This window comes from Roseovarius sp. Pro17 (assembly GCF_035599575.1).
In the GTDB taxonomy this organism is placed as follows: Bacteria; Pseudomonadota; Alphaproteobacteria; order Rhodobacterales; family Rhodobacteraceae; genus Roseovarius.
This window is the reverse complement of the sequence record NZ_CP141179.1, coordinates 4,115,735-4,127,769: the sequence shown is the minus strand read 5'-3', so window position 1 is coordinate 4,127,769 and position 12,035 is coordinate 4,115,735. Positions and strand designations below refer to the sequence as shown.

The 12,035-nt window shown below is 58.3% G+C and carries 10 protein-coding genes and 1 pseudogene; 5 read left to right on the top strand and 6 right to left on the bottom strand.

Annotated elements, in window-relative coordinates; all coding sequences use genetic code 11:
* Positions 1–116: 116 nt before the first annotated feature.
* Positions 117–485 (bottom strand): annotated as a pseudogene (gene lysM, locus U3654_RS19890) (peptidoglycan-binding protein LysM); the annotation flags it as partial.
* Positions 486–924: 439 nt separating this feature from the next.
* On the opposite strand from lysM, the gene U3654_RS19885 reads away from it, so the two are divergent.
* The 5 genes from U3654_RS19885 (at position 925) to U3654_RS19865 (ending at position 6,820) form a co-directional block, all read left to right on the top strand.
* Positions 925–1,869: a glycosyltransferase family 2 protein gene (locus U3654_RS19885; RefSeq protein ID WP_324753258.1), complete on the top strand. Its 945-nt coding sequence runs from the start codon at positions 925–927 to the stop codon at positions 1,867–1,869.
* A complete protein-coding gene (locus U3654_RS19880; RefSeq protein WP_324753257.1) occupies positions 1,862–2,467 on the top strand; it encodes a serine acetyltransferase in 606 nt (201 codons plus the stop codon). The genes U3654_RS19885 and U3654_RS19880 overlap by 8 nt, the downstream gene beginning before the upstream one ends.
* Positions 2,468–2,938: 471 nt before the next feature.
* Positions 2,939–3,463, top strand: coding sequence for a flavodoxin domain-containing protein (locus tag U3654_RS19875; protein WP_324753256.1), 525 nt, complete (start codon positions 2,939–2,941; stop codon positions 3,461–3,463).
* A gap of 486 nt (positions 3,464–3,949) precedes the next feature.
* Positions 3,950–4,900, top strand: a complete 951-nt coding sequence (locus tag U3654_RS19870; protein WP_324753255.1) for a formate/nitrite transporter family protein — start codon at positions 3,950–3,952, stop codon at positions 4,898–4,900.
* 477 nt (positions 4,901–5,377) lie between these two features.
* Entirely contained in the window at positions 5,378–6,820 is a 1,443-nt protein-coding gene (locus U3654_RS19865) for an amidase (RefSeq protein ID WP_324753254.1), read from the top strand.
* A 157-nt stretch (positions 6,821–6,977) separates the two neighbouring features.
* Here U3654_RS19865 and U3654_RS19860 read toward each other — a convergent pair whose 3' ends face one another.
* The 5 genes from U3654_RS19860 to U3654_RS19840 are packed head-to-tail and all read right to left on the bottom strand — an operon-like array spanning position 6,978 to position 12,014.
* Positions 6,978–8,108, bottom strand: coding sequence for a M20 family metallopeptidase (locus tag U3654_RS19860; RefSeq protein WP_324753253.1), 1,131 nt, complete (start codon positions 8,106–8,108; stop codon positions 6,978–6,980).
* A gap of 18 nt (positions 8,109–8,126) precedes the next feature.
* The gene (locus U3654_RS19855) at positions 8,127–9,107 is read right to left on the bottom strand and encodes a dipeptide ABC transporter ATP-binding protein (RefSeq protein WP_324753252.1); all 981 of its coding nucleotides are present in this window, start codon (positions 9,105–9,107) and stop codon (positions 8,127–8,129) included.
* Positions 9,104–10,153, bottom strand: coding sequence for an ABC transporter ATP-binding protein (locus tag U3654_RS19850; protein ID WP_324753251.1), 1,050 nt, complete (start codon positions 10,151–10,153; stop codon positions 9,104–9,106). Before U3654_RS19850 ends, U3654_RS19855 begins: the two co-directional genes overlap by 4 nt.
* A 3-nt stretch (positions 10,154–10,156) precedes the next feature.
* Complete coding sequence (locus U3654_RS19845) at positions 10,157–11,041, bottom strand: ABC transporter permease (RefSeq protein WP_324753249.1); 885 nt, start codon at positions 11,039–11,041, stop codon at positions 10,157–10,159.
* A gap of 31 nt (positions 11,042–11,072) precedes the next feature.
* On the bottom strand, positions 11,073–12,014 hold the full coding sequence (locus tag U3654_RS19840) for an ABC transporter permease (protein WP_324753248.1): 942 nt from the start codon (positions 12,012–12,014) through the stop codon (positions 11,073–11,075).
* Positions 12,015–12,035: the final 21 nt, after the last annotated feature.

Sequence of the window (12,035 nt, the reverse complement as noted above, 5' to 3'; positions counted from 1 at the left end):
GTTTTGTGAATGTGCCGCTCTTGAGGCTCCGGAACAGCGCCTGGAGGCAGTGATAGTCCAACGCGTTGACTAAGGGCCACCCGAAGGCAGCCCTTGTCAGATATCGACCTATTAAATCAGGCTTTAGTGTCTTGCGGAATGCGCAGAACCTGACCGGGATAGATTTTGTCCGGATGACTCAGCATCGGCTTGTTTGCCTCAAAGATCTCCATGTAACGGTTTGCGCTACCAAGCGTCTTCTTAGCGATGGCCGAAAGGTTGTCGCCCGCTTCAACGGTGTGGAACACTGGTTCGTCTGCGTGATCGTCTTCAACTTCGGCTACGCCTGCGACGTTCCCGACAGCCAAAATGACCTTTTCGCGGACCTCTTTAGACACCGCCTTGCCTTTGATTTTCACCTTGTCACCCTCGACCGAAATGTCGAGACTTTTGGCGTCCAGACCAAGATCCGCGACCTCCTTATTTAGAGCATCTGCTGTTGGGTGATCCGCAACATTCTTGCCGGATTTCTTTCAGAAATTAAACAGTCCCATTCGTCTCTCCTTTTGACGGCTAATCCATTAAATACAATCACTTTGGCGGGACGTATAGCATGTCTTGGGGGGAACCATTTTGCTGTGATGCCACCGATTCTTGGAAGCCGGTCCCTGTTGATCACGCAAAGGTAAAAGGAATCAGGCTTTCTGTTCTGGGAATGCATTTCCCCTCGACCGTAACGAACGCGAGAATCTGGACAGCGCCGCATATGGGACGTCCCGCAAACAGCTGGAACAAATCAGGTTGTCGCAGCCAGTCATCCTGCGGTACGCATCAACGAGCTCATGCCTTGGAACTTCTACAAGCCAGTTTTGTTGGATATGCGCGCGACGCTACCAGACAAATTTTGCAATTCTTCCGAGGTCGACAGACATGCCATCGACAGCTGTGATTATCATCAACTATGGAACTGCTGCGCTGGCGATTGCGGCTGTGCAAAGTGTCCTGAACTTGGCTTTGGACGATGTAACTGTGCATCTGCTTGATAACGCGTCACCCGGTGATGACGCTGACACACTCACACGCGCCCACAGCGATGAGGACTGGGCCGCGCATGTCATACTTCACCCAGAAACCCAGAACCATGGATTTGGACGCGGCAACAACCTTGTTCTGCAAAAGCTTGCCGCTCAAGATGTCCCTCCAGACAGAGTTTTGCTGCTGAATCCCGACGCGCAGCTTGAGAACGATGTGATCACGCGAATGGGGGCCTTTTTGGATTCCCACCACGATGTCGGCATGGTTGGCGCGGGTATCACCCAGCCAGACGGTAACCCTGTGACAGCCGCGTTCCGCTTTCCCAGTATCGCCGATACTTTCGCCACGCAGTGCAATTTCGGCCCAATCACCAGACTGTTGCACCGCTGGCAAGTGCCGCTGTCGCCCGATCACCCTACTGGCCAAGTCGATTGGGTTGCTGGAGCGGCGGTGATCTGTCGGATGAAGGCATTGCGCGATGTCGGTTTCTTTGACCCCGGTTTCTTTCTTTACTTCGAAGAGGTCGATCTGATGCGCCGGGCCCGGCGCATCGGATGGAAGACGTGGTATTTGCCCGAAGCCCGCGTGATCCATGTAGAGGGCGCCGCAACAGGCGTAAAAAGCGAAAACCGCAATCGCAGACCTGCATATTGGTATCACTCTTGGCAGTATTACCACATCAACGCGCATGGGCGGATAGGTGCGACTCTAGCGGCTTTGGCGTTTGTCGCGGGAACGGCAAGCGGCTACATAGTGGCGAAATTACGTGGTAGATCGAACAGTTCCACGGAAAATGTCATACCTGACTTCTGGCGCTACGCCGTTGGTCCACTGTTGCGAGCGCCCCGTGGCTAAAGATCTGATAAATACAAATGCGATCTTTGGTGAAGTAAGCCTTCAGAAACGAAATCCGGGCCGTCATAACGCGAACCCGGATGGGGTCGGGTTCTGGACACTGGTGCGCGAAGATTTCATCACCCATGATCGTGAATTTTTCGCCCAAGGGTTTTGGGCGCTGTTCTGGCACCGCTTTGGCAACTGGCGCATGTCGATAAAGCCACGGGTTGTACGGATGCCTCTAAGCCTGTTTTACAGGGTGATGTTCAAGGCTTGTCAGTGGTTCGCAGGTATCGAGCTGCCCTACACGACCTATGTTGGACGACGAGTGAAGCTTGAGCATTTCGGCGGTATGATACTGGTTGCACATAGAATTGGGGACGATGTCATCATCCGGCAGAACACTACCTTTGGCGTTGTCCGGACCAATAGCGAGGCTGGGCGACCGGTTATTGGCGACAGGGTCGATATTGGTGCCGGTGCCGTGCTGATCGGCAAAATCATCGTTGGTGACGACGTAACAATTGGGGCAAATGCAGTCGTGCTAGATGATGTCGAGGCCGGTTGCGTGGCGGTTGGTGTGCCAGCACGCGTCAGTAGACGGCAGAACGACTAAACCATACCCAAGATTTCTAGATAGCGTCCGTCCAAAGATTGCCTGACAATAATTAGACGCTGCCTTTGGCAAAGATATACGAAAGCCTCGCTGCGGCCATTCAGGCGCGCTCAACAAGCACTCAGGTCCGGAACGGCCACCTCTGGGTCAGATTTTTGCTATCATAAACCTCCGTTGGCACCTCTGGAGGGCCACCGCAAACACCCAACAATCGCACTGTTCGCTGATGCTTCGGCAAATGGAGACGTGTTGTTAACGCTGTTAAAGACGTTGGCCTTGCTGTTTGACCTAAGTCAACGACCCATGAACCCGTCCGCCATATGTGTAGACCAGATGCCAACTGCAAGTTCGGGCACTCACTGCGTGCGGAGCCATCGCGCAGGGCCAATTTCTTCTCGGCCCGCAGCGCCAAGCTCAGCCTCCGAGACCGGGCACGGAGTCCGGCTCTGATCCTGACAGGAGGAGGTCCAGATGAAGGTACTCATCATTTACGCAACGGTTGAGGGGCAAACATTCAAAATTGCCCGTTTCGCCGCCGAGCATATCAAAGAATTGGGGCATGAAGCTGTGCTGGCCAACGCTGATGATCCCACAAAACTTGATTTTGAGAGTATGGACGCCGTTATTCTCGCGGCACCAGTCCACCAACGGCGGCACCCCAAGACCTTCGAAGCACTTTTTGAAGCCTCGCGAAGCGCGCTGGAGCAGCGCAAAACACTTCTGATGTCGGTTAGCCTGAACGCCGCATTCCCCGAAGGCCTGAGCGAAGCCAAAAACTACGTAAGTGAACTTAAAATTAGCACGGGCTTTACACCTGATGTCGAAATGTTGGTAGCGGGCGCTGTTCGCATCGGCGAATACGACTACTTCGCCACGCAGGTTATCCAGCATGTTGTTCTCCGTGATCGGGACTACGACCTGAGTGCCGGAGAACACGAGTTCACCGACTGGCAAGCCGTGTCATCAGAGATTTCCAAGTTTTTAGAGAGTGAGTAGCGGGAACTCTGCGAGCCACTAACCGGCTATTCATTATCCCTGTCAACTGTTGCCCTGCAGTGGTTTGCTGGCGAACTACAAGAGAGACGTTGATCAGTCACCTGCCTGTCGCCCGGCAAGGCATGTTTACATGCGCGAGAGTAGCCTGCGTCTCTCAGCGAGGCGGCAACCATGCGATAGCCATAAACTGTCTCATCGCGTGGACAGCCCCCAGCTGAGGCAGTTTTCGGGTGTAGTTTGGCACGAATGGTTGCAGGACATACAACCGCCGTCAATTGCGGCAGATTGATGCGAAAAAGGACAGCGGCGGTGCCGAAAATTCAACTTGAAAAACAATGCTGACGCCCCATTTCAACGCGCTACTAGATGGACCGGCAAGCTTTAGACCGCAGGCGGACAGTCTTCTCGTTTTTCAATGGCAGGGCTACCGCGCGACTACATAAATCTGAAAGAGCTCTAGCTCTCCATCACTTGGCAAAATTCTCTATGAAAAAGGACAGCACTATCGTCGACAAGATCGAAAATAACGACACCTCGTCTGATGAACCCTCAAAGGATCGGAAGCGCGACGATGACACCCGTGCCAAGAAGGAAAGGCGGGAGTCTCGTGAGGAGATGCCGACGCAAACCGAAAAATCGCTGACCAAGGACGAACGAGAGGCTGTTGCCGACCACGGCAAACTGTCAGCGTTAAGTGTCTATTCGGTCATTCTGCGCGAAGGCGAAGAGGAGCTGGATCGTCCCAAAACGTCGCTTTGGTGGTCGGGTGTCGCGGCGGGTATCGGAATTTCGACGTCTGTCCTGACCGAGGGTGTCATCCGGTCCGGCGTGGGGGGCGACTCGCCTTATCTGACGGTCATCGAAAGCTTCGGCTACACATTCGGGTTCGTTTTGGTGATTATGTGCAGGCTTCAACTGTTCACTGAAAATACGATAACCGTCGTGCTACCTGTTCTGGCCAGCCCAACGCGACATCATTTTTACCGCACCGCGCGCCTGTGGGGTATTGTCTTTGCTGCAAACATGTTTGGAACGTTCTTTACGGCCGCCATCGCTGTGCATGGTGGCATTCTCACAGACGAAGTACTGTCTGCGATTTTCGAGATATCCCATCATCTTGCAGATTTGCCTCCATCAACAACGCTATTGCGTGGCATTCCAGCGGGCTTTTTCATCGCGGCATTAGTGTGGATGCTGCCCTCAACAAAAGGCTCTGAGGTGGTCGTTATCATCTTATTCACATGGCTGATCGCGGCGGGTGGATTTACCCATGTCGTTGCAGGATCAAATGAGATTTTCAATCTGGTGCTGATCGGCGAGATGAATATCTTTACCGCTTTTATCAACCATATATTCCCGATGCTCATCGGCAATATACTGGGTGGTACGGGGCTGTTTGCCCTGTTGGCCTATGGTCAAGTAAAGCAAGAGTTGTGAGATGACCCGTTCCATTTGAGCGGATTTCGCAACACGGCAAGGGCTGGACAAACTATACTTGGGCCTTGAAGAAGCATGGTTCGCTGTCGATCCGCTGCCCGGCAGAGCAGTGCGCAGCACTGTCGCGAGAGGGTGGCCTGACGCCGAGATGATTTGGAAGGGCAGACAACGGGTCTCGCGAGCGGCCGCACCTGACGCTTACAGCGATACACTCGATCCTTGAGTAAATTCACCATCCAAATTAGTGCGTTGCCAGCCAAAAAAATCATGTAGTGAGCCGGATAGTCCCGTCGGTCCGCGACCTACCCTGCTGGTCCACACTTGAGTACATTCGGCTGCTGGAGTGAAATGCTGAGTTGGCCTTACCTGCAAATCAAACCCTCGCTTGCCCTCACAACGCGCCCTTGCCCCCTGACACCTTCTCTGCCTACCTTGCTGCGATCGACGCCACAGCGCGCCGACAGCCAGGAGGATGCCATGAAATCGCCCGTAGCTCACCCTTTCAGCGGGCCGGATCTCTGCGCGTACGAGGCGCATCAGATCGTCGCCCTTTTGCGCAAGGGCGAGATCGCACCGCGCGATTTGCTGGACGCCGCGCGTGCCCGCACGCAAGCGGTCGAACCGCAGATCAACGCAATGCCGACGACCTGCTGGGACCGGGCCGATGCGGCAATTTCCGCTCTTGAAGGGGCCGGGCATGACACGCCCGGCTGGCTGGCCGGCCTGCCCATCGCCATCAAGGATCTGACCCCGGTCGCCGGCGTGCGCACGACCTTCGGCACGAAGGGCCTGGCTGACTACATCCCCGATGCCAGCGATCCACTGGTCGAGCGACTGGAGGCGCGCGGCGCGCTGGTGGTGGGCAAGACCAACACCCCCGAAATGGGCGCCGGGGCCAATACATTCAACAAGGTATTTGGCGCGACTGTGAATCCCTGGAACACGTCGATGAACGCGGGCGGCTCCTCCGGCGGGGCGGCGGCGGGTTTGGCGACGGGCGAAGTGTGGCTCAGCCACGGGTCCGATCACGGCGGCTCGCTACGCACGCCTGCGGCTTATTGCGGTGTCGTCGGGATGCGGCCCAGCCCCGGTCGGGCGGGCGGCGCATCGCTAAATGCAGGGTATCTGATCGAGAGCGTTCAGGGCCCGATGGCGCGCTCTGTCACAGACTGCGCGCTGTTCCTCGACGCGATGGCTGGGTTTGAGCCGCGCTTTCCCATTTCATATCCGGCGCCGGACAAGCCGTTTCAAGAGGCCGTGCGAAGGGCGGAGGGCAAGCTGCGCATCGGGTACGCACCCAATCTGGGCGGTTTTAGCCCAGTCGATGCCGAAATGGCTGATCATCTGAGCGGCGCGATGAAGCAGCTGGAGCGCAGCGGCGCGACCGTCGAAGAGGCCTGCCCCGATGTTACGGGATTGGAGCGGACCTATCATATCCTGCGCGGCATCAGCTGGGTCACGGCATCGCGGACGATGGACCCCGCGGTGCGCCAGCATTTCAAGCCGACGCTGGAAGAGAACACCCGCTTTGGCGAGGGCCTGACAATTCAGGACGTGGCCGAGGCAGAGGTGGGTCGCACGACGATCTTCAACGCAATGCTGACCTTCTTTGAGCGGTTCGATGTGTTGGCCCTACCAGTCGTCGGCTGTATGCCACACCCGCAATCCGAGGAATGGGTGCGCGAGATCGGCGGTCAGACGCTGACGGGCTACATGGATTGGCTGCGCTTTGCCTTTCTCGCTACAACGGCAGGCCTGCCCGCGATGTCCGTGCCGGTGGGCCTGGGTCCGCGCAACATGCCCGTCGGCCTGCAACTGGTCGGCAAGCCGCGAGGCGAGGCGGGATTGCTCGCTGCGGCGCGATTTGTCGAGATGGCGATGGGCGGGCCGCTGGGCCCGATTGATCCGGTGGCGGGCTAAAGCAGGATTGCCGCCAGCGCCGCTATTATCAGCGCGCCGACGAGGACCGCCAGACCGATGGTGCCACCCAGACGGCGCTGCGGCTGGACCGTGCCGCATGATTTGCAATAAGTCGCAGAGCGGCTGATCTTAGCGCCGCAAATCAGGCAATGCGCCATCAGGCGACGTGATCGCGGCCGAGGCGAGCAAAGACGTCGATGCAGGGATCGAGTAGATCGACCTCGCAATATTCATCCGTCTGATGCGCCATCGCCATTGTGCCCGGTCCCATGATCAGGGTCGGCGGATTGCCCATCGCAGGTTTCAGAACCGAGGCGTCGGTGAAATAAGTCGCCGTTGCAACTTCGGGCGCAGTGCCAAGGATTTCTTCGGTCGTGGCAAAGACCTGTTTCATCCAAGGATCGTCGAAATCGGTATAGACGTTGTCCATATCGGTCAGCGCCTCCAGCCGCACGTCAGCACCCAAAAGGCGCTGCAAATCCTCGCGAATTTCCGCGTTTGTCTGCCCCACGACCGAGCGGATATCGACGCCGACGCGCGCCAGATCCGGAACCGAATTGATGTTCAGCCCCGCCTGCATGTTGCCCACGTTCAGCGTCGGCCCGCCCATCACCTGATGCGGTTTGATCCCGAAATCATGACTGCGCAGCCTTTCGATGCTCTCGACTGCGGCGAAAATCGCGTTGCGCCCCTTTTCGGGCATGGAGCCATGTGCGGCCACGCCCTCATGCACCAAATTCATCCAGAGCGCGCCCTTGTGCCCACACAGCGCGCGGTTGTCCGTCGGCTCGGCGATGACCAGCGCGGCGCAATCGGACAAGAGGTCTGACTCGGCCAGTGCCAGCGCACCTTCACAGCCGGTTTCTTCGCCAGAGGTGATAATCAACTGGATCTCGGCATGACGCGTTTCGATCTTTGCCAGACGCAACGCGGCGACGACGAACGCAGCAACGCCCGCCTTCATGTCGGACGTCCCGCGCCCATACAGGCGACCATCCTTGATCTCGCCCGCGAAGGGATCGACGCTCCATTTTGCCTGCCCCAAAGGCACAGTATCGACATGACCCGAATAGACCAGCGGCGCACGTTTCGCAGGCTCGGTTGCGGGCAAACGCACAATCAGGTTGGGCCGGTTTGGGCGCCAATCGTGCCAAGTCAGCTCGTATCCGGCGGGCTCCAACAGGCTTGCCAGATACTTGAAACAATCCGCCTCGTTGCCCGGCGGGTTGATCGTGTCGAAGGCAATCAGGCGTTTGGTCAGCTCAACGCCGGTGATGGTGTCGCTCATGTGATAGCTCCGGTTAAATCAGGCGGCATCGCGCAGGTGGCAGGCGGCCATATGGCCCGGCGCGACCTCTTGCAGCTTTGGCTCGTCATGGAAGCAACGCTCAAACGCGAACGGGCAGCGGGTATTGAAGCTGCACCCCTTTGGCGGATTCAGCGGGCTTGGAACATCGCCTTTCAGCACGGTGCGCGCACGCCGTTTACGCGGGTCCGGCACGGGGACCGACTCTAGCAGCGCCTGCGTATAGGGGTGCTGCGGGTCACGAAAGAGGCTGCGTTTGTCGGTGATTTCCACCATCTTGCCTAGATACATCACGCCGATGCGGTGGCTGATATGCTGAACGATCGCCAGATCATGTGCGATGAAAAGATAGGACAGACCCATTTCCTCCTGCAGATCCATCATCAGGTTGATGACCTGCGCCTGAACCGACACATCCAGCGCCGACACGGGTTCATCCGCGATGATGATTTCAGGGTTCAGCGCGAGCGCCCGCGCGATACCAAGCCGCTGACGCTGCCCGCCCGAAAACTCGTAAGGAAAGCGGTGCATCGCATCGGGGCGCAGCCCGACGCGCGCAAAGAGGTCGGCGACCTTCTCCAGACGCGCGCGGCGTGATCCAGTGTCGAAATTACCCAAAGGCTCGGCCACGATATCCTGCGCGCGCATGCGTTGGTTGAGGGACGCGTAGGGATCTTGAAAAATCACCTGCATCTCGCGGCGGTGCTGCAACATCTTTTTGCGGCTGAGATGGGTGATGTCCTTGCCCTTGAGCAGGATTTGCCCCTCGGTGGGGTCCTCCAGCCTGAGGATCGTCTTGCCTACGGTGGACTTGCCACAGCCGGATTCGCCCACGATGCCCAGCGTTTCGCCCGCGCGGACGCTGAACGAAATGCCGTCGACGGCATAGACGCGCGCCTGCTCGCGGTTCAGCAATCCCCCCTTGATCGGGAAATGCTTGGCCAGATTCCTGACCTCCAGCAGTGGGGTGCCGTCGCTCATGCTGTCCACTCCGGCAGATTGGCGCTTTCCCAGCAGGCGGCCAGATGGCCCGGCTTCTTTGCCTCCAACGGGGGGTATTCGGCGCGGCATTGATCGGTCGCAAACTTGCACCGCGCAGCAAAGGTGCAGCCCGGTGGCAGGGCAGTCAGCGCCGGAACGATGCCGGGAATTTCCGACAGGCGCGCTCCGTGCTCGGGTGCCTCGTCGCCGGTGATGCGCGGCACCGAACGCATGAGGCCACGCGTATAGGGATGCTGCGGGCGCTCGAAAATCTCGATCACATCGGCCTCTTCGACCTTGCGCCCGGCATACATGACCAGCACGCGGTCACACATTTCGGCCACGACGCCTAGATCGTGTGTGATGAGGATAATCGCCGTCTTGGTCTTGTCACGGATATCTTCCATCAGCGCCAGAATCTGCGCCTGAATGGTCACGTCCAGCGCTGTCGTCGGCTCATCCGCGATCAGTACCGAGGGGTTGCACGACAGGGCCATCGCGATCATCACCCGCTGGCGCATTCCGCCCGATAGCTGGTGGGGATACTCACCCAGACGGCGGCGCGGTTCGGGGATCTGCACCAGTTCCATCATCTCCTGCGCGTGGTCCAGCGCCGGTTTGCGCGCGAGGCCCTGATGCAGCATGATCGCCTCGGTTAGCTGATCTCCAATGGTCAGCACCGGGTTCAACGACGACATCGGATCCTGAAAGATCATTGAGATTTCGTTGCCCCGAATACGCCGCATATCGGCCTCGCTAGCCTTGAGCAGATCGCGCCCCTTGTAGCGGATTTCACCGGACGCGTAGCGCGCTGGCGGACTTGGGACCAACTGCATTACGGATAGCGAGGTAATCGACTTGCCGCAGCCGGATTCGCCCACGATGCCTAGGATTTCGCCCGGGCGCACGGCAAAGCTGAGGCCATCAACGGCCTTGACCACGCCATCACGGGTGTCGAAATAGGTGCGCAGATCGTCCAGCTCCAGCACCGGATCGACGCTGCGGTCGATGATGCGGGGGGCGTCTATCGTTTCCGTATCGGCCATGGTTCAGACGCTCCTTTGCATACGCGGATCGAGCGAGTCGCGCAGACCATCGCCGAAGGTGTTGATCGCGAAAACGGTGATGGCGAGGAAAGCACCGGGATAGAGGATGATGCCCGGCGACTGAAAGAAAAACATGCGCCCTTCGGCCATGATGTTGCCCCAGCTGGGGATCTCGGGCGGCGTCCCGGCCCCGACAAAGCTGAGATACGCCTCAAAAATCACTGCCTGCGCGCAGATATATGTCGCCTGCACGATCAGCGGCGGAATGGTGTTCGGTAGGATGTGGCGGATCAAAATACGCGGGGTCGAGGTGCCAGCGGCGATAGCGGCCTGCACATAGAGCTGGTCGCGCAGCATCAGAACGACCGAGCGGACCAACCGCACGACACGCGGAATTTCGGGGATCGTGAGGGCAAGGATCACGTTCGGCACGCTGCTGCCCCAAAGAGCGACCAGCGCGATGGCCAAGAGGATCGAGGGGATCGACATCAGCGCATCCATGAAGCGCATGAGGATCGCATCGACCCGCCGCATGAACCCGGTAACGAGGCCGATAGCCAGCCCAAATCCGGTCGAGAGGGCGGCGACCGACAACCCCACCACCAGCGACACCTGACCGCCATGCAGCACACGGCTGAACAGATCGCGGCCATACATATCCGTGCCAAAGAACGCTTCGCCCGAGGGCGATTGCAGGCGGTTACGTGGCGATTGCTCCATCGGGCTGGGCAGGCCCAGCCACGGCGCAATGAACGACAGCAGCGCCATGACCACCAGCACGCTCAGGCCAAACAGCATCGTGGGATTGCGCCTCAGGCTTTCGCCGATTACGCCCGCGCGGTGGCGCAGCCGGGCGGATAGCGGCGGATCATTGATGGTGTCAGTCATGCAAATGGCCCCCTCAGGCAATCAAGCCGCATCAGTAACGAATGCGCGGATCGAACAGCACATAGCTGAGATCGACCAACAGATTCAAAAGGACGTAGGTGAACGAAAAGACGAGGATAACGCCCTGAATGACGGGGTAATCGGTGCGTAAAACGGCATCGACGGTCAGGCGCCCGAGGCCGGGAATGGCAAAGACCGTCTCGGTCACGACAACGCCTCCGATCAGCAGCGCGACGCCAAGGCCGATGGTCGTACTAATTGGCACCATGGCGTTTTTCAGCGCGTGTTTGACCAGCACCTTGCGCGTCGCCAACCCCTTGGCATAGGCGGTGCGCACGTAATCCTCGTTCAACACTTCAAGCATGGTCGCGCGGGTCATGCGCGCGATCAGGGCCATATAGACCGCGCCGAGCGCCAATGCTGGCAGTGTGATATGCGACACGAACCCGCCAAAATCCTCAAAAATGCTGGTGTAGCCTTGCACCGGGAACCAGCCCAGTTTGCGAGAGCCACCAAGAATAAGGAGGTAGCCAATCACAAACACCGGCACCGAAAAGCCGAAGACGGCCAGCGTCATCACCGTCCGGTCGATCCATGTGCCCACCTTCCACGCGGCGATCACGCCCAGCGGAATGGCCAGCACGATCGCGATCAACATGGTGCAAAGCGTCAGCATCAAGGTCGGCTCGACCCGCTGGCCGATGAGGGTGGTGACTGGCAGACCGGAATAGATCGATTTTCCCATATCGCCCTGTAGCAGATTGCCCGCCCAATGCAGGAATTGCTGGTAGAGCGGTGCATTCAGGCCCAGTTGCCGGCGGATTTCATCCACCTGTTCAGGCGTGGCAAAATCGCCTGCGATAATCAGCGCCGGATCGCTGGGGCTGAGATGCAGCAGCATAAAGACGAAGACGGCGACCAGCGCCATGATCGGGATCGTGGCCAGCAAACGGCGGATGATATAGGCGATCATGGCGGGATCCTATCCGATAAA